Annotated in this window: 15 protein-coding genes, 1 tRNA gene and 1 pseudogene; 13 read left to right on the top strand and 4 right to left on the bottom strand. The window is 40.9% G+C overall.

Annotated features, from left to right (window positions below; translation table 11 throughout):
* Positions 1-26: 26 nt before the first annotated feature.
* The 8 genes from JQ841_RS06010 (at position 27) to ftsY (ending at position 9650) form a co-directional block, all read left to right on the top strand.
* Positions 27-806, top strand: coding sequence for an L-threonylcarbamoyladenylate synthase (locus JQ841_RS06010; protein ID WP_000160498.1), 780 nt, complete (start codon positions 27-29; stop codon positions 804-806).
* Between the two features lie 198 nt (positions 807-1004).
* Positions 1005-1991: a GMP reductase gene (locus JQ841_RS06005; RefSeq protein WP_203180413.1), complete on the top strand. Its 987-nt coding sequence runs from the start codon at positions 1005-1007 to the stop codon at positions 1989-1991.
* 66 nt (positions 1992-2057) lie between these two features.
* Positions 2058-2129, top strand: a tRNA-Arg gene (locus JQ841_RS06000).
* 390 nt (positions 2130-2519) lie between these two features.
* Complete coding sequence (gene rnc / locus JQ841_RS05995; RefSeq protein WP_000661487.1) at positions 2520-3218, top strand: ribonuclease III; 699 nt, start codon at positions 2520-2522, stop codon at positions 3216-3218.
* Entirely contained in the window at positions 3209-6748 is a 3540-nt protein-coding gene (smc, locus tag JQ841_RS05990; RefSeq protein WP_203180412.1) for a chromosome segregation protein SMC, read from the top strand. Before rnc ends, smc begins: the two co-directional genes overlap by 10 nt.
* The gene (locus JQ841_RS05985; RefSeq protein ID WP_023946891.1) at positions 6745-7539 is read left to right on the top strand and encodes a Cof-type HAD-IIB family hydrolase; all 795 of its coding nucleotides are present in this window, start codon (positions 6745-6747) and stop codon (positions 7537-7539) included. Before smc ends, JQ841_RS05985 begins: the two co-directional genes overlap by 4 nt.
* Positions 7539-8357, top strand: a complete 819-nt coding sequence (locus tag JQ841_RS05980; protein WP_203180411.1) for a Cof-type HAD-IIB family hydrolase — start codon at positions 7539-7541, stop codon at positions 8355-8357. The genes JQ841_RS05985 and JQ841_RS05980 overlap by 1 nt, the downstream gene beginning before the upstream one ends.
* 3 nt (positions 8358-8360) lie before the next feature.
* On the top strand, positions 8361-9650 hold the full coding sequence (ftsY, locus tag JQ841_RS05975; RefSeq protein WP_203180410.1) for a signal recognition particle-docking protein FtsY: 1290 nt from the start codon (positions 8361-8363) through the stop codon (positions 9648-9650).
* 45 nt (positions 9651-9695) lie between these two features.
* On the opposite strand, the gene zwf is transcribed toward ftsY, so the two are convergent.
* The 3 genes from zwf to JQ841_RS05960 all read right to left on the bottom strand — a co-directional run bounded on the left by zwf (position 9696) and on the right by JQ841_RS05960 (position 14239).
* A complete protein-coding gene (gene zwf, locus JQ841_RS05970) occupies positions 9696-11183 on the bottom strand; it encodes a glucose-6-phosphate dehydrogenase (RefSeq protein WP_004254180.1) in 1488 nt (495 codons plus the stop codon).
* Positions 11184-11333: 150 nt separating this feature from the next.
* Positions 11334-12074 (bottom strand): amino acid ABC transporter ATP-binding protein, encoded by a 741-nt coding sequence (locus tag JQ841_RS05965; RefSeq protein WP_001096315.1) that lies wholly within the window; start codon positions 12072-12074, stop codon positions 11334-11336.
* Positions 12074-14239 carry an ABC transporter substrate-binding protein/permease gene (locus JQ841_RS05960; protein WP_084928466.1) on the bottom strand — a complete coding sequence of 722 codons (2166 nt, stop codon included), beginning with the start codon at positions 14237-14239 and terminating at the stop codon, positions 12074-12076. Before JQ841_RS05960 ends, JQ841_RS05965 begins: the two co-directional genes overlap by 1 nt.
* A 172-nt stretch (positions 14240-14411) precedes the next feature.
* Between JQ841_RS05960 and JQ841_RS05955 the strand changes: the two genes are divergently transcribed.
* The 5 genes from JQ841_RS05955 to JQ841_RS05935 all read left to right on the top strand — a co-directional run bounded on the left by JQ841_RS05955 (position 14412) and on the right by JQ841_RS05935 (position 19107).
* Complete coding sequence (locus JQ841_RS05955) at positions 14412-15365, top strand: CPBP family intramembrane glutamic endopeptidase (protein ID WP_203180409.1); 954 nt, start codon at positions 14412-14414, stop codon at positions 15363-15365.
* Positions 15366-15441: 76 nt separating this feature from the next.
* Positions 15442-17430 carry an excinuclease ABC subunit UvrB gene (gene uvrB / locus JQ841_RS05950; RefSeq protein WP_203180408.1) on the top strand — a complete coding sequence of 663 codons (1989 nt, stop codon included), beginning with the start codon at positions 15442-15444 and terminating at the stop codon, positions 17428-17430.
* Between the two features lie 9 nt (positions 17431-17439).
* Entirely contained in the window at positions 17440-18066 is a 627-nt protein-coding gene (locus JQ841_RS05945; protein WP_024057962.1) for an NAD(P)H-dependent oxidoreductase, read from the top strand.
* 14 nt (positions 18067-18080) lie between these two features.
* The gene (locus tag JQ841_RS05940) at positions 18081-18569 is read left to right on the top strand and encodes a GNAT family N-acetyltransferase (protein WP_203180407.1); all 489 of its coding nucleotides are present in this window, start codon (positions 18081-18083) and stop codon (positions 18567-18569) included.
* 70 nt (positions 18570-18639) lie between these two features.
* Entirely contained in the window at positions 18640-19107 is a 468-nt protein-coding gene (locus JQ841_RS05935) for an 8-oxo-dGTP diphosphatase (protein ID WP_033685160.1), read from the top strand.
* Here JQ841_RS05935 and JQ841_RS05930 read toward each other — a convergent pair.
* Positions 19104-19181, bottom strand: a pseudogene (locus JQ841_RS05930) (DNA-binding transcriptional regulator); the annotation flags it as partial. The gene JQ841_RS05935 and the pseudogene JQ841_RS05930 overlap by 4 nt on opposite strands.
* Between the last annotated feature and the right edge of the window lie 86 nt (positions 19182-19267).

Here is a 19267-nt window from a genome sequence, read left to right as displayed (position 1 = left end):
AGAAAATTAGAAAAGGAAATAGAACTATGACAAAACACATTCAATGGAACGGAACACTTTCACAAGAAGGCTATGACATTTTAAAAGGTGAGGGCGGATGTATCGTTTGCCCTACTAAAGTTGGTTACATTATCATGACCAGCGATAAGGCAGGACTTGAGCGTAAGTTCGCAGCCAAAGAGCGTAACCGTAACAAACCAGGTGTTGTTCTCTGCGGTAGCATGGATGAGCTTCGTGCTTTAGCACAACTTAACCCAGAAATTGAAGCCTTCTACCAAAAACATTGGGATGAAGATATTCTTCTTGGTTGTATCCTTCCTTGGAAACCAGAAGCTTTTGAAAAACTCAAAGCATACGGTGATGGTCGTGAAGAGCTGATGACTGACGTGCGTGGAACGAGCTGTTTTGTTATCAAATTTGGTAAAGCTGGTGAACAATTGGCTGCCAAACTTTGGGAAGAAGGCAAGATGGTTTATGCCTCATCAGCTAACCCATCTGGAAAAGGAAACCGTGGTAAAGTAGAAGGTATTGGAGAACGTATCGAAGGAGCAGTGGACCTTGTTATCGAGGCAGATGACTACGTTGCTTCTATCCAGCCTGACAAAACGATTGAAACTCGCTATGAGCAAGGTGTGATGGTGTCTATGGTCGATAAGGACGGCAAACTCATCCCAGAACAAGGAGGAGCTCGCTCAACTTCACCAGCACCAGTTGTGATTCGTAAAGGACTTGACATTGATAAAATCATGATGCACCTTTCAGACACCTTTAACTCATGGGACTACCGCCAGGGTGAGTATTATTAGAATAGAGAAGGAGTGGGGAGAAAACAATTTCCCCTCTTTTTTCTATTTACGCAAGAAAAATCCGAACATTATATTTTAATTTATAAAATTATTTGACAAAATCTGTACTTTGATTTATAATTAATTAAGGAAACGTCGGAAAAGGCGTAGAGATGCGCAAGCATAGGTAGGTCATTACAAAAGAAACGAGACATCGATATGTTAAATGAATTTCCAATTTTTGATTACGAAGATATTCAATTGATTCCAAATAAATGTGTCATTAAAAGCCGTGCAGAAGCGGATACAAGTGTCACTTTAGGAAATCACACCTTTAAACTACCTGTTGTGCCAGCTAATATGCAAACGATTTTGGATGAAAATGTAGCAGAGCAACTGGCTAAAGGTGGTTACTTCTACATTATGCACCGTTTTGATGAGGCAGGACGTATTCCTTTTATTAAGCGCATGCATGAGCAAGGGCTCATTGCGTCCATTTCTGTTGGTGTTAAGGACTATGAGTATGATTTTGTTAGCCAGCTCAAGGATGATGCTCCGGAATATATCACGATTGATATTGCCCATGGTCATGCGGATAGCGTGATTTCTATGATTCAACACATCAAGAAAGAATTGCCAGATACCTTTGTCATTGCTGGAAATGTGGGAACACCAGAAGCCGTGCGTGAACTTGAAAATGCTGGTGCGGATGCTACTAAGGTTGGAATTGGTCCTGGTAAGGTTTGTATCACCAAGGTCAAGACAGGTTTTGGTACAGGTGGTTGGCAATTGGCTGCCCTTCGTTGGTGTGCCAAGGCTGCACGTAAACCGATTATTGCTGATGGAGGAATTCGTACTCACGGTGATATTGCCAAGTCTATCCGCTTCGGTGCTAGCATGGTCATGATTGGTTCCCTCTTTGCAGGACATATTGAAAGTCCAGGGAAAACGATTGAAGTCGATGGTGAACAGTTCAAAGAATATTATGGTTCAGCCTCACAATATCAAAAAGGTGCTTACAAAAATGTGGAAGGCAAACGTATCTTGCTTCCTGCTAAAGGTCATCTGCAAGACACTTTAACTGAGATGGAACAAGACCTTCAAAGTGCTATTTCTTATGCAGGTGGACGTCAGGTTGCTGACCTTAAACACGTTGATTATGTGATCGTGAAAAATTCCATCTGGAATGGGGATGCTTCCCACTAAGACGGGCTATCTGACCAGAAAAAAACTTGTTATTAGAACAGATTTTTGTTATAATAAAACAAGTTTCCACCCTTAGTGTAATGGATATCACGTAAGATTCCGGTTCTTGAGATGGGGGTTCGATTCCCTCAGGGTGGATGTAAACATCCTAAAAAAGCCTTTAAATAGGGCTTTTTTCTTTACACTGCTCTAAATGTGTCCCTAAAACTCTTCGAAAATCTCTTCAAACCACATCAGCGTCGCCTTACCGTAGTTATGTTACTGACTTCATCAGTTCTATCTGCAACCTCAAAACAGTGTTTTGAGCTGACTTCGTCAGTCTTATCTACAACCTCAAAGCAGTGCTTTGAGCAACCTGCGTCTAGCTTCCTAGTTTGCTCTTTGACTTTCATTGAGTATAAAACTGAAAATCTCTTTTTAAAGAATATCCAAGAATATCCAAATCCCCTCCAGTCCCGTTTTAAAGTGACTCAGGGGGCTTTTTTTGATATAATAAAAAGGACTGTTATCAGTTAGAAAGAGGTTGGTATGAAAGAATTACAAACTGTACTAAAGAACCATTTTGCAATCGAATTTGCAGATAAAAATTTACTGGAGACTGCCTTTACTCATACGAGTTATGCCAATGAGCACCGCCTCTTAAAAATTTCACACAATGAACGCTTGGAATTTTTAGGAGACGCTGTTCTACAGTTATTGATTTCAGAATATCTGTATAAAAAATATCCTAAAAAGCCTGAGGGTGACTTGTCTAAACTCCGTGCCATGATTGTCCGCGAGGAGAGTTTAGCTGGTTTTGCGCGTGATTGTCAGTTTGATCAGTTTATCAAGCTGGGTAAGGGGGAAGAAAAATCTGGTGGTCGCAATCGTGATACCATTCTTGGTGATGCCTTTGAGGCCTTTCTTGGTGCCCTCCTTTTGGACAAGGATGTGGCCAAAGTCAAGGAATTTATCTATCAAGTCATGATTCCTAAGGTTGAAGCAGGCGAATTTGAGATGATTACAGACTACAAAACCCATCTCCAAGAGTTGCTTCAGGTCAATGGGGATGTGGCTATTCGTTATCAGGTGATTTCTGAAACAGGGCCTGCTCACGATAAGGTTTTTGATGTAGAAGTTCTCGTTGAAGGTAAGAGCATCGGTCAAGGTCAAGGTCGTTCTAAGAAATTAGCAGAGCAGGAAGCTGCCAAAAATGCCGTTGAGAAAGGGCTGGATTCATGTATTTAAAGGAAATCGAAATTCAGGGATTCAAGTCTTTTGCTGACAAGACTAAGGTCATCTTTGACCAAGGTGTGACGGCAGTTGTTGGGCCCAATGGATCTGGAAAGTCGAATATTACAGAAAGTCTGCGTTGGGCTTTGGGGGAGTCTAGTGTCAAGAGTCTCCGTGGTGGCAAGATGCCGGATGTTATCTTTGCTGGAACAGAAAGTCGCAAACCGCTCAATTATGCTTCTGTAGTTGTGACTTTGGATAATAATGACGGATTTATCAAGGATGCAGGTCAAGAAATCAGGGTAGAACGTCATATCTATCGCAGTGGAGATAGCGAATACAAGATTGACGGCAAGAAAGTCCGTCTGCGTGATATTCATGACCTTTTCTTGGATACTGGATTGGGACGAGATTCCTTCTCTATCATTTCCCAAGGGAAGGTTGAGGAGATTTTCAACTCTAAGCCTGAGGAACGCCGAGCTATTTTTGAAGAAGCTGCTGGAGTTTTAAAATACAAGACTCGCAGAAAAGAAACTGAGAGTAAACTGCAGCAAACCCAGGATAATCTGGATCGTCTAGAAGACATTATCTATGAGTTGGACAATCAAATCAAGCCTCTTGAGAAGCAAGCTGAAAATGCTCGTAAGTTTCTAGATTTGGAAGGCCAACGTAAAGCTATTTACTTGGATGTTTTAGCTGCTCAAATCAAGGAAAATAAGGCTGAACTAGATTTGACAGAAGAAGAGTTGGCACAGGTTCAGGAACTATTGACTAGTTATTACCAAAAGCGTGAAAAATTAGAGGAAGAAAATCATACTCTTAAAAAGCAACGCCAAGATTTACAGGCTGAAATGGCCAAAGACCAAGGCAGTTTGATGGATTTGACCAGTCTGATTAGTGATTTAGAGAGAAAATTAGCCTTATCGAAATTAGAATCTGAGCAAGTAGCCCTGAATCAACAGGAAGCACAAGTCCGTTTGGCTACTTTGGAGGATAAGAGAAAGACTCTAAGTCAGGAAAAGGCTGAAAAAGAAAGCTCTTTAGCTCTCTTAGAAGAAAATCTAGTCCAAAATAATCAAAAACTCAATCGTTTAGAGGCTGAATTGCTGGCTTTTTCAGATGATCCTGATCAAATGATTGAGCTCTTACGCGAACGCTTTGTAGCTCTTTTACAAGAAGAAGCAGATGTCTCAAACCAGCTGACCCGTATCGAAAACGAGTTGGAAAATAGTCGTCAGCTTTCTCAAAAACAAGCAGATCAACTACAAAAATTCAAAGAACAACTGGCTACAGCTAAAGAGAAGGCTAGTCAGCAAAAAGACGAGCTTGAAACTGCTAAGGAGCAGGTTCAGAAATTATTGGCCGACTATCAAGCTATTGACAAGGAGCAAGAGGAGCAGAAAGCTTCCTATCAAACTCAACAAAGTCAACTATTTGACCGTCTGGATAGTCTCAAAAACAAGCAGGCCAGAGCTAAAAGTTTGGAAAATATCCTGAGGAATCATAGTAACTTTTATGCAGGTGTTAAGAGTGTTCTCCAAGAAAAGGCCCGTCTTGGTGGAATAATTGGGGCTGTTAGTGAGCACCTGACCTTTGATGTGCATTATCAAACTGCTCTAGAGATTGCGCTTGGAGCAAGCAGTCAGCACATCATTGTAGAAGATGAGAACGCGGCGACTAAGGCCATTGATTTCCTCAAACGAAACAGAGCCGGTCGTGCGACCTTCCTTCCTTTAACGACTATCAAGGCTCGTACGATTTCTAGTCAGAATCAAGATGCTATCGCAGCAAGTCCAGGCTTCCTTGGGATGGCAGATGAGTTGGTGACATTCGATACTAGACTGGAAGCTATTTTCAAGAACTTGCTAGCTACAACAGCTATTTTTGATACCGTAGAACACGCGCGTGTAGCAGCTCGTCAAGTACGTTACCAGGTTCGTATGGTGACTTTGGACGGTACAGAGTTGCGCACAGGTGGTTCTTACGCAGGTGGAGCCAATCGCCAGAATAACAGTATTTTTATCAAGCCAGAGCTGGAGCAATTACAAAAAGAAATTGCTGAAGAAGAAGCAAGTCTTCGTTTAGAAGAAGCGACTTTTAAGACCTTACAAGACCAGATGGCTACATTGTCAGAAAGATTAGAAGCCATCAAATCTCAAGGAGAGCAGGCTCGTATTCAGGAGCAGGGCTTATCCCTCGCTTATCAGCAGACCAGTCAGCAAGTTGAAGAGCTAGAAACTCTTTGGAAACTCCAAGAAGAGGAATTAGATCGTCTTTCTGACGGAGATTGGCAAGCAGATAAGGAAAAATGCCAAGCACGCCTTGCTACTATTGCCAGTGACAAGCAAAATCTGGAAGCTGAGATTGAAGAGATTAAGTCTAACAAAAATGCCATCCAAGAACGTTATCAGAACTTGCAAGAACAGGTAGCGCAAGCTCGCTTGCTTAAGACAGAACTACAAGGGCAAAAACGTTATGAAGTAGCTGATATTGAGCGTTTAGGAAAAGAATTGGACAATTTAGATATCGAACAAGAGGAAATCCAGCGCCTTCTTCAAGAAAAGGTTGACAATCTTGAGAAAGTTGATACAGAATTGCTCAGTCAACAGGCTGAAGAAGCCAAAATGCAGAAAACAAACCTCCAACAAGGTTTGATTCGTAAGCAGTTTGAATTAGATGATATTGAAGGGCAACTGGATGATATTGCTAGTCATTTGGATCAGGCCCGCCAGCAGAATGAAGAGTGGATTCGCAAGCAAACACGTGCTGAAGCTAAGAAAGAAAAGGTCAGCGAGCGCTTACGCCATTTACAAAGTCAATTAACAGACCAGTATCAGATTAGCTATACTGAAGCCCTAGAAAAGGCGCATGAGTTGGAAAATCTCAATCTGGCGGAGCAAGAGGTTAAGGACTTAGAGAAGGCTATTCGCTCACTAGGTCCTGTCAATATAGAAGCTATTGACCAGTACGAAGAAGTACACAACCGTATGGATTTCCTCAATAGCCAACGTGATGACATTTTGTCAGCGAAAAACCTGCTCCTTGAGACCATTACAGAGATGAATGATGAGGTTAAGGAACGCTTTAAATCAACCTTTGAAGCCATTCGTGAGTCCTTTAAAGTGACCTTCAAGCAGATGTTTGGTGGAGGTCAAGCAGACCTGATTTTGACTGAAGGAGATCTGCTGACAGCTGGGGTTGAGATTTCTGTTCAACCTCCAGGTAAGAAAATCCAGTCTCTTAATCTCATGAGTGGTGGTGAAAAAGCTCTATCGGCTCTTGCTTTGCTTTTTTCTATCATTCGAGTTAAGACCATTCCATTTGTTATCTTGGATGAGGTAGAGGCTGCGCTAGACGAAGCCAATGTTAAACGCTTTGGGGATTACCTCAATCGATTTGACAAGGACAGCCAGTTTATCGTTGTGACCCACCGTAAGGGAACCATGGCAGCGGCTGATTCCATCTATGGAGTGACCATGCAAGAATCAGGTGTCTCAAAAATTGTTTCAGTTAAGTTAAAAGATTTAGAAAGTATTGAAGGATGACAATTAAACTAGTAGCAACAGATATGGACGGAACCTTCCTAGATGAGAATGGACGCTTTGATATGGACCGCCTCAAGTCTCTCTTGGTTTCCTACAAGGAAAAAGGGATTTACTTTGCGGTGGCTTCGGGGCGCGGATTTTTATCTCTAGAAAAATTATTTGCTGATGTTCGTGATGACATTATTTTTATCGCGGAAAATGGCAGTTTGGTAGAATATCAAGGTCAAGACTTGTATGAAGCGACCATGTCTCGTGAGTTTTATCTGGCAACTTTTGAAAAGCTGAAAACGTCACCTTATGTAGATATCAATAAATTGCTCTTGACGGGGAAAAAAGGCTCTTATGTGCTAGATACAGTTGATGAGACTTATTTAAAAGTGAGTCAGCACTATAATGAAAATATCCAAAAAGTAGCGAGTTTGGAAGATATCACAGATGACATTTTCAAATTTACAACCAACTTCACAGAAGAAACGCTGGAAGCTGGGGAGGCTTGGGTAAACGAAAACGTGCCTGGTGTTAAGGCCATGACAACTGGCTTTGAATCCATTGATATTGTTCTGGACTATGTCGATAAGGGTGTGGCTATTGTTGAATTGGCTAAAAAACTTGGTATCACAATGGATCAGGTTATGGCTTTTGGAGACAATCTAAATGACTTGCATATGATGCAGGTTGTGGGACATCCTGTAGCTCCTGAAAATGCACGACCTGAAATTTTAGAATTAGCAGAGACAGTGATTGGTCACCATAAGGACCAGTCGGTTATAGCTTATATGGAGGGCTTATAATGGCAGATATAAAATTGATTGCATTGGACTTGGACGGGACTTTGCTGACTACTGATAAAAAGTTGACGGATCGTACCAAGGCAACCTTGAAAGCTGCGCGTGATCGTGGTATTAAGGTTGTATTGACAACTGGTCGTCCCTTAAAAGCTATGGATTTCTTTCTCCATGAGCTAGGGACTGAAGGCCAAGAAGATGAGTATACCATTACTTTTAATGGTGGTTTGGTTCAGAAAAATACAGGTGAAATCCTTGATAAGACAGTTTTTTCATATGATGATGTGGCACGCTTGTATGAGGAAACAGAGAAATTATCACTGCCTTTTGATGCTATCTCAGAAGGAACTGTTTATCAAATTCAATCCGACCAAGAAAGTCTTTATGCCAAATTTAATCCAGCTTTGACTTTTGTTCCAGTGGACTTTGCAGACTTGTCTAGTCAAATGACCTACAACAAATGCGTGACTGCCTTTGCTCAAGAACCCTTGGATGCAGCCATTCAGAAGATTTCTCCAGAATTGTTTGATCAATATGAAATCTTTAAATCACGTGAAATGTTGCTAGAGTGGTCACCAAAGAATGTTCATAAAGCAACAGGTTTGGCTAAACTAATCAGCCATCTTGGAATCGACCAAAGCCAAGTCATGGCCTGTGGTGATGAGGCCAATGACCTTTCTATGATTGAGTGGGCAGGACTCGGTGTTGCCATGCAAAACGCTGTTCCTGAAGTCAAGGAAGTCGCAAATGTGGTAACTCCTATGACCAACGATGAGGAAGCTGTCGCCTGGGCTATCGAAGAATATGTGCTAAAGGAGAATTAAGATATGGGATTATTTGACCGTCTATTCGGAAAAAAAGAAGAACCTAAAATCGAAGAAGTTGTAAAAGAAGCTCTGGAAAATCTTGATTTGTCTGAAGATGTTGAGCCTGCCTTAACAGAAGCTGAGGAAGTTTTTCAAGAAGAAGCAGAGGTTGAAATTGTTGAACAAGCTTTACTCGAAGAAGAGGAAATCCAAAAAACTGTTGAAGAAAATTATGATTCAGAACCAACTGTAGAAGTTTCTCAAGAAGAAATAGAAGAATTTCCAAACTCAGAAGAAGTCACAGAGGAAGAGAATACTGAGCTCCTAGAGACTGTAGAAGGAAATAGTTCTGAAGTTCTTGAAGAAGAAACGCCTCAGGTAGAAGAAACCGTTCAGGAAAAATATGACCGAAGTCTCAAGAAAACTCGTACAGGATTTGGTGCTCGTTTGAATGCCTTCTTTGCCAATTTCCGCTCTGTTGATGAGGAATTTTTCGAGGAACTGGAAGAACTACTGATCATGAGCGACGTCGGTGTGCAGGTAGCTTCAAACTTAACAGAGGAGTTACGCTACGAAGCCAAGCTTGAAAACGCCAAGAAACCTGATGCACTTCGCCGTGTCATCATTGAGAAATTGGTTGAGCTTTATGAAAAGGATGGCAACTATGATGAAAGTATCCACTTCCAAGATGGCTTGACAGTCATGCTCTTTGTTGGGGTTAATGGTGTTGGGAAAACAACTTCTATCGGGAAACTAGCTCACCGCTACAAACAAGCTGGTAAGAAGGTCATGCTGGTTGCGGCAGATACCTTCCGTGCAGGTGCAGTTGCACAGCTAGCAGAATGGGGACGCCGTGTGGATGTTCCAGTTGTGACTGGACCTGAAAAAGCTGACCCAGCCAGTGTAGTCTTTGATGGCATGGAACGTGCTGTAGCTGAAGGTATCGATATTCTTATGATTGATACCGCTGGTCGTCTGCAAAACAAGGACAACCTCATGGCTGAGTTGGAGAAGATTGGTCGTATTATCAAACGTGTTGTGCCCGAAGCTCCGCATGAAACCTTCTTGGCACTTGATGCATCAACAGGTCAAAACGCTCTTGTACAGGCCAAAGAATTTTCGAAAATCACTCCTTTAACGGGAATTGTCTTGACTAAGATTGACGGAACTGCTCGAGGTGGTGTTGTTCTAGCCATCCGAGAAGAACTCAATATTCCTGTAAAATTGATTGGATTTGGTGAAAAAATCGATGATATTGGAGAGTTTAACTCAGAAAACTTTATGAAGGGTCTCTTGGAAGGCTTAATCTAATCAGAAGCAAAAATCCTGCAAGGTACAAACTTGCAGGAAATTTTTTTATTCTAAACGACCATCTTGACGATAGGTGATATCTGGTTGCCAAGTCCATTTGGCACCGAATTTTTCAAGTAAGTCAAAGCTTGCTTGAGGTCCCATGCTTCCAGCTTTATAGTCATGAAGTGGGGCACCATTTTCGGCCCAGAGCTCTTCGATACGGTCAATCAATTTCCATGACGCACCAACTTCATCCCAGTGGCTAAAGTTAGTTGAGTTGTTGTTTAGGACATCATAAATCAATTTCTCGTATGGTTCTGGAGAAGCACCAGTTGCGGTCGCATCTGTACGGTAATCCAGTGAGTTCGGAGCTAAGTTAAATTCTTCTCCTACTTGTTTCCCATTTAGGCTAAGAGAGAAGCCTTCTGTTGGTTGGATATAGATGGTCAAAATATTTGGAGCAAGTGGTTCTCCAAAGATAGAATCCATTTGTTTAAAGACGATGTTGACATGAGTTCCTTTTTCAGTCAGACGTTTACCAGTACGGAAGAAGAAAGGAACACCACGGAAGCGATCGCTGTCTACAAAGAAGGCACCAGATGCAAAGGTTTCAGTTGTAGATTCTGGATTCACATTTGGCTCACTACGATAAGAGATATATTTCATGCCATCAATCTTACCTGAACGGTATTGACCACGGATAAAGTGTTCTTTAAGCTCTTCATCCGTTGGATGATAGAGGTTTTTAAAGACCTTAATCTTTTCGGCACGAATCTCGTCTTTTGTAAAGCTTGCTGGCTTGTCCATAGCAAGGAGAGAAAGAAGTTGTAGTGTGTGGTTTTGTACCATGTCACGGAGTGCACCAGATTGGTCATAGTAGCCACCACGCTCTTCTACACCCAAGCGCTCCGCAAAAGTAATTTGAACATTATCGATAAAGTCCTTGTTCCAAACATTTTCAAAAATCAGGTTTGCAAAGCGAACTGCAAAGATACTTTGGATCATTTCCTTACCAAGATAATGGTCAATACGGAAAATTTGTTCTTCGTCAAATGTTGCTAGGAGCTCGTCATTCAACTTGCTTGCAGTTGCGTAATCTGTACCAAATGGTTTTTCAACGATTAAGCGTTCAAAACCTTTACCATCCACAATGTTTTCAGACTTGAGGTGTTTGGCAATGGTTCCAAAGAATTGAGGCGCCATAGACAAGAAGAAGAGCTTGTTGTGTTCAGCTTGGTACTTGTCATTTAGTTCAGCCTGCAATTGACGCAAAGCAATATAGTGTTCTGTATCGTTGACATCATGACTTTGATAGTAGAAGTGGCTAGCGAACTCTTGAGCCTGTTCGGTACTATCTGCCAAATCAAGGATCGATTCGACTACAACAGATTCAAAATATTCCTTGCTCCAAGGACGACGAGCAGTTCCAATGACTGCAAAGTGCTCGGAAAGATTGCCGGATTTATATAGTCTAAAAAGGGAAGGGTAGAGCTTGCGTTTAGCCAGGTCTCCACTCGCACCGAAAATTGTAACAATAACCTTAGATGACATCTAGCTACCTAATTTCTATTTTTATTCCTAGTCTTGCTAGGTATGAGGAAACCTCATTTCATAAACTTAATTCTAACATAATTTTCCGAAAAATCAAAAAATCCAATACGAGATAGAAAAAAACTGTAAGGATTTCCTTACAGTTTGAGTTTAGACGTTTAAGACCTTGTCCAAGAACTCTTTCAGACGTGGGTGTTGTGGGTTATCAAAGATTTGATCAGGTGTTCCGTCTTCTAGGAATTCACCGTCTGCAGTAAAGATAACGCGGTTGGCAACTTGACGGGCAAATCCCATTTCATGGGTTACGATAATCATGGTCATACCTTGCTCAGCCAATTCCTTCATAACGTTCAGTACGTCTCCGACCATCTCAGGGTCAAGGGCTGAAGTTGGTTCATCAAAGAGCATGATATCTGGGTTCATTGCAAGTCCACGAGCGATGGCCACACGTTGTTTTTGACCACCTGATAGGCTATCTGGATTAGCATTAGCTTTATCTGCTAGCCCAACCTTGTCAAGCAACTCCATTCCCAATTTCTCAGCTTCTTCCTTAGTCATCAACTTGTGCTCAATAGGAGCAAAAGTGATGTTGTCTAAAACAGACATATGTGGGAAAAGGTTGAAGTGTTGGAAAACCATTCCGATATTTTCACGGACGTGGTCAACGTTGGTTGTTTTTTCAGTTAAGTCATAACCGTTCACAGTGATGTGACCACTAGTAACTTCTTCTAGAAGATTGAGGCTACGGAGGAAAGTTGACTTACCAGAACCTGAAGGGCCGATGATACAAACAACATCTCCTTCATAGAATTTAGTCGTAATTCCTTTTAAAACTTCATTTTTTCCATAATGCTTGTGTAAATCATTTACATCAATTTTTAATTTTGCCATTAACGAATCCTCTTTTCTAAGCGTTTCGCTAGTCTAGTCAAAAGTGTGATAATTACAAGATAGAAGATAGCAAGGATTGCATACATCTTGAAACTTTGGTAGTTACGGGCAATGATAATCTTACCAGTTTGGAAGAGTTCAACCAAACCGATGGCAGATACGATGGTTGTATCTTTAAGAGCGATAACGAATTGGTTAACAAAGTTTGGCAACATCAATTTAGTGGCTTGTGGCAAGATAATCTTACGCATGGTTTTTCCATAAGAGATACCCAAGCTTCGGCTGGCTTCCATTTGACCAACCGGAACAGCCTGAATACCACCACGAACGATCTCAGCGATATAAGCAGCCGCATTGAGTGAGAGGGCAATGGTACCAGCTACGAAATCGTTAATTGGACTTTGTTGGCCTGTGATAGACTCGATGAAGTTTGGAATTCCCCAGAAGATGAAGGCTGCAAGAATCATCAAAGGAATACCACGGATAACGTCAACGAAAATCTCAGAAATCACACGAAGAGATTTGTAGGGGCTAACGCTAAACATACCGAAGATAATTCCGATAACAATGGCAATAGCAAATGAGATAAGAGCTAGAGCAAGAGTGATACCAAGACCGCTAAGGAGTTGTTTGTAGTTGTTTTGAAGCAAGCCCCAGATTGTTGTTTCATCAACAGTGCTTGTTGATGCAGATGAAGATTCGCTAGCTAGGTATTTATCAAGAATCTTTTGGAATTCTCCGTTTGCTTTAAGGTTTGCAAGTCCGTTATTGAACATTTCAATCAATTCTGGATTTGCTCCTTTTTTAACGGCAAAGGCTGTTTCACCGATTGGAGTTCCAGCGATTGGTGTTTTCAATTTTTGGCCTTGGCTGATAGAATATTTGAGAACAGGCTCATCATCCATAACGGCATCAATGGCACCAGTGTTTAAACTGTCATACATTGACGAACCATCAGCGAAGGTTTTGATTTTGTAACCGTATTTGCTTTGATTTTCTGTTAGGAAGGTTTGAGAAGCGGTTCCGTTTTTAACACCGACTGTCTTCCCTTTCAAATCTTCATAAGAAGCAATGGTACTTGATTCTTTGACACCAAGGATAGTATTAGCAGTGTAGTAGGATTCTGAGAAGTCAAAAGTTGCCTTACGAGCATCTGTAACAGACATACCAGCAATGATACCATCAGCTTGTCCAGCTTGAACAGCACTGATAGCGGCATCGAAACCAGGGTTGGTGATTTCAACTTCAAAACCTTGGTCTTTAGCGATTGCCTTAATCAAGTCCATATCAATACCAGTAAATTGGTTACTTGAGTTTTGGAACACAAAAGGTGCAAAAGAAGAATCACTGGCAATGATGTATTTAGCTTTAACAGGAGTTGCTTTTAGACCTGCTGCAGTCGTTGTAGTTGGCACTGCTGAAGAAGATGATGCAGTCCATTTCTTGATGATTTTATCAAGACTTCCATCTTTTTTCATTTCAGCCAAGGCTTGGTTAAATTCAGTCACCAGGTGCTCGTATTTACTTCCTTTTTTCACACCAAAAGCAAAACTTCCTACAGCTTCACCATCCATTTCAATATGGAGGTCTTGACCTTGGTTAATGGCATACTCGATAACAGGTTTGTCATCCATCATAGCATCGATAGCACCAGCAGTCAAGCTGTTGTTCATCAAATCACCAGTGTCAAATGTTTTAATAGTAAAACCGTATTTATCTTTGATTGTTTCAAGAAAACGTTGAGCAGCAGTTCCGTTTTTAACACCAACGGTTTTGCCAGTTAATTGGTCGTACTTGCTAATCTTGTGTGCCTTTGTAGTTGCAATGACAACTTTTGTATCATAGTAAGTATCAGACATGGTGAAGACTTTTTCACGTTCTTTAGTCTTTGTCATCCCTGCCATGATAGCGTCAGCTTGACCAGCTTGAACCGCATTTACCGCTGCATCAAATCCAGGATAGGACATCTGAATATTCCATCCTTTAATCTCAGCGACTTTGTTGATAATGTCAACATCAATTCCTTTATAAGTTTGATCTGAATCTTTAAACTCAAAAGGTGCATAGGCGGTATCAGACACAATCTTAATCGTCTCTGCTTTTGCAATACCTAATGAGAAAATTGGGAATAAAATTAGCAAAAATGCTAGAAATTTTTTCTTCATTTTTAGTCTCCTTTTCCGAATATTTTCCCATTATATCAGAAAAAGTAAAAAAAGGCAAATTTTTATATTTTCGTGTTAGAAAATATAACATCTATATTTTCTTTTCCTTCTTGAATTGCTACTATAAAGTGCTATAATAATAGTATATAGTAGAAGAAAAGAGGACAGGAATATGAAGAACAAAAGAATATTTAAAGACTTCCAAGCTTCTCAAATGCGGTTAAACCTTTACACAAGCCCCTTGTTAGCCTTTGCTTTTGTCTTCATAGGAGAGTTTGTGGCTTATACTCTGTATGGTATTAGTTTGTTAGCTCTCATCGGACTTGCTAGAAATTTTGGAGAGGCTGGTCAAAATCTTGCAACCTATTTGCAGACATTGCAACAGAGCTTGATGGATAAAACAAGTGACTTTCGTTTAATTTTAGAATTGCTGGCCTTTGGTTTCGTTCTCAACACTGTGTTCAGATGGACTAGAAAAGTTGAGAAAAGACCTATTCGAACTTTAGGATTTTATAAAGAAAATTTCCTCAGTAATCTTCTTAAGGGATTTGGTTTAGGTCTGGCACTTTTTCTTCTGACCTTGTTAGGTTTAGTAGCATTAGGGCAATATCGTTTGGAGTCTATTCACTTGAATCCTTATTCGCTTGCCTTTGTTGTCTTTACTATCCCATTTTGGATTTTACAGGGGACAACAGAAGAAGTGGTGGCCCGTGCTTGGCTCCTTCCTCAATTGGCTTCAAGAACCAATTTAAAACTTGCTGTTGTCATATCTAGCATGTTCTTTACCCTGCTTCATATGGGCAATTCTGGTCTAACCCCTCTATCTCTAGTGAATCTCTTTTTATTCGGAGTTGCCATGTCACTTTACCTCCTCAAAACAGATACAGTTTGGGGGGTAGCAGGTATTCATGGCGCTTGGAATTTTGCTCAGGGCAATCTCTTTGGGATTTTAGTTAGTGGTCAACCATCAGGAACATCTCTGATGACCTTTTTACCACAAGGCAATCAAGCCTGGCTATCAGGTGGTTCTTTTGGGATTGAAGGTTCTGTCATGACAAGTCTGGTCTTGCTACTGCTGATTGTCTATCTCGCCTATCAATTAAAGAAAGAAAATGAAAGGATGTGACTTCGGTCCGTCCTTTTCTTCGTGAAAATGCTACAAGTATGCTAAAATAGGAATAGCACATCGAGAGAGGATTCTTATGATTAATCGCATTACAGACAATCAATTTAAACTAGTATCAAAATATCAACCATCAGGAGACCAACCCCAAGCTATCGAGCAGTTGGTTGATAATATCGAGGGGGGAGAAAAAGCTCAGATTCTGATGGGGGCGACGGGTACAGGGAAGACCTATACCATGAGTCAGGTCATTTCCAAAGTCAATAAACCAACTCTGGTCATCGCCCACAATAAAACTCTAGCAGGACAGCTCTATGGGGAGTTTAAGGAATTTTTCCCTGAAAATGCAGTTGAGTACTTTGTGTCTTACTATGATTATTACCAACCTGAGGCCTATGTCCCTTCTAGCGATACCTATATTGAAAAGGATAGCTCTGTCAATGATGAGATTGACAAACTTCGTCACTCAGCGACTTCAGCCCTTCTGGAGCGTAATGATGTTATCGTCGTAGCTTCAGTCTCTTGTATCTATGGTTTGGGTTCGCCCAAGGAATACGCTGATAGTGTCGTTAGTCTCCGTCCTGGTCTAGAGATTTCTCGTGATAAACTCTTGAATGACTTAGTTGACATCCAGTTTGAACGTAATGATATTGATTTCCAACGGGGAAGATTTCGCGTTCGTGGGGATGTGGTAGAGATTTTCCCAGCCTCTCGTGATGAACATGCCTTTCGAGTAGAATTCTTTGGAGATGAAATTGACCGTATTCGTGAGGTTGAGGCTCTGACAGGTCAGGTGTTGGGAGAAGTGGATCATTTGGCAATTTTCCCTGCGACTCACTTTGTGACCAATGACGACCACATGGAAGTTGCCATTGCAAAGATTCAAGCCGAGTTGGAGGAGCAACTAGCTATCTTTGAGAAGGAAGGTAAATTGCTTGAAGCCCAACGTTTGAAACAGCGGACAGAGTATGATATTGAAATGCTGCGTGAGATGGGCTATACCAACGGGGTTGAAAACTATTCACGCCACATGGATGGACGTAGCGAAGGTGAGCCACCTTATACGCTTCTCGACTTCTTTCCAGATGATTTCTTAATTATGATTGACGAGAGTCATATGACTATGGGACAAATCAAGGGAATGTACAATGGAGACCGCTCTCGTAAGGAAATGCTGGTTAATTATGGTTTCCGTTTGCCGTCTGCTCTGGACAATCGTCCTCTCCGTCGGGAGGAGTTTGAAAGTCATGTACATCAGATTGTTTACGTTTCAGCGACACCAGGTGATTATGAAAATGAACAGACTGAGACAGTGATTGAGCAAATCATTCGTCCAACGGGACTCTTGGATCCAGAGGTGGAAGTCCGTCCGACTATGGGACAGATTGATGATCTCTTAGGTGAAATTAATGCCCGTGTTGAGAAGAATGAGCGTACCTTTATCACAACCTTAACCAAGAAGATGGCAGAGGACTTAACCGACTACTTCAAAGAAATGGGTATCAAGGTTAAGTACATGCACTCGGATATCAAGACTTTAGAGCGGACAGAGATTATCCGAGATCTGCGTTTGGGTGTCTTTGATGTCTTGGTTGGAATCAACCTCCTCCGTGAAGGGATTGATGTTCCAGAAGTTAGCTTAGTTGCGATACTTGATGCTGACAAGGAAGGTTTCCTTCGTAACGAGCGTGGACTCATCCAGACCATTGGACGTGCTGCCCGTAACAGCGAAGGCCATGTCATCATGTACGCTGACACAGTTACCCAGTCTATGCAACGTGCTATCGATGAAACTGCTCGCCGTCGCAAAATCCAGATGGCCTATAATGAAGAACACGGTATTGTGCCTCAGACAATCAAGAAAGAAATCCGTGATCTGATTGCTGTGACCAAGGCAGTTGCCAAGGAAGAAGAAAAAGAAGTCGATATCAATAGTCTCAACAAACAAGAACGCAAAGAACTTGTCAAGAAACTAGAAAAACAAATGCAAGAAGCTGTCGAAGTGCTTGACTTTGAACTGGCTGCACAGATTCGCGATATGATGCTGGAAGTCAAGGCGTTGGATTAGGGGAATTTTATGAATATTTTAGTTATTAATGGACATCCTGATAAAGAAAGTTACTGCCAAGCAATTTTTCAAACGATTGTAGAAAATATAGACTCAAAGAGACATGAACTTGAAATGATTAATCTTAATGAGGAAGAGTTTGATCCTGTTTTACGTTATGGTTATCGACAAAGGATGGAGGACGATCCGTTTATTCTACGATCTCAGGAATTAATTCAGTGGGCAGATCATTTCATTTTTGTTTATCCAATTTGGTGGAGTAGTATGCCTAGTCTATTGAAGGGGTGGATTGATCGTGTTTTTACGCCAGGCATTGCATACTCAGCAAATAATCGAGGAAGCTTTATTTTGAACTACTTGAGAGGTAATCAGTTTAAAAAGTTACTAAAAGGAAAAACAGCTAGTATTTATGCAACCTCCATGGCACCAACTTGGTGGTACAAAGTATTTTCAGGTCCGATTAATATTCCAGACAGTTATGGAATATCAGTATTAAAGAATGCTGTCCTGAATCATTGCGGTATCAAAACAAAGAGGGTTTCAATCTTAGGAGAGTTAGGACGTGAAGTGAATACAAGTTCAACAAGAGAAAAATTTCTACAAAAAGTAGCAAAGGAAGTCAGACTGTTGGATTAAGGAGAAGAAAATAAATGACGGTTGTTATCAAATCAATGGAAACTCCTGAAGAGATAGAAAGTAAATCTCTCGTTCACTGGAAAGCGTGGAGAGAGGCTTATGACGACCTTTTGCCTGCAGAATTTCAGGAGACAATGACATTGGAAAGGTGTCGATTCTTTAGTCAAAAGTATCCAGAAAATACATTGATTGCGATAGATGGCATGAAGGTAGTTGGTTTTATCAGTTATGGAAACTTTCGTGATGAGACTATTCAAGCTGGTGAAATTATTGCTTTATATGTTTTAAAAGACTATTATGGAAAAGGTATCGCACAAAAGTTAGTTAGAGCAGCTTTGACTGCTCTTAATCATTTTTCTGAAATTTTCTTATGGGTATTGAAAGATAATAAGCGAGTCATTGCTTTCTATCAAAAAATGGGCTTTACTTTTGATGGACAAGAAAAGCTACTTGAACTTGGAAAGCCCATAAAGGAAAAACGGATGGTATTCTATTCTAAATAATTTTAAAAAGTAGAAGCTAATGGTACTGGTACCAAGTCGAAAAATTTAATAAATTAGAAAGCGAGAAAATATGTCCCGTTCCCAATTAACGATTTTAACAAATATTTGTTTGATTGAAGATCTCGAAACCCAGCGCGTGGTTATGCAGTATCGCGCTCCTGAAACCAATCGCTGGTCAGGTTATGCCTTTCCTGGAGGTCATGTAGAAAATGGTGAGGCTTTTGCGGAGTCTGTCATTCGTGAAATCTACGAAGAAACAGGATTGACTATCCAAAATCCTCAACTTGTCGGCATTAAAAATTGGCCACTAGATACAGGTGGGCGCTATATTGTCGTTTGTTACAAGGCGACTGAGTTTACTGGTACCCTTCGCTCTTCAGAAGAGGGAAAAGTTTCTTGGGTGCAAAAAGACCAGATTCCGAACTTGGATCTGGCCTATGATATGCTACCTTTGATGGAGATGATGGAAGCTCCGGACAAATCTGAATTTTTCTACCCTCGCCGTACAGAAGATGATTGGGAGAAGAAAATCTTCTAGTCTTTTACTAAATAACCGAGCTGATCCAAGGCCTCCTCGATATAGTGGAGGTCTTGTTGTGTTTCGTATCTAATAGTAATAGGAGATTAGTAAAAACATGTGTACTCTGAAATAAATTTAAAATATTTCTAAAAAAGTATTGACAAAACAAAAGAAAACG

The organism is Streptococcus mitis, from assembly GCF_905187535.1.
GTDB lineage: Bacteria > Bacillota > Bacilli > Lactobacillales > Streptococcaceae > Streptococcus > Streptococcus mitis_BS.
Note: the sequence above shows the minus strand (reverse complement) of the source record. Positions and strands in the feature narration are given on the sequence as shown.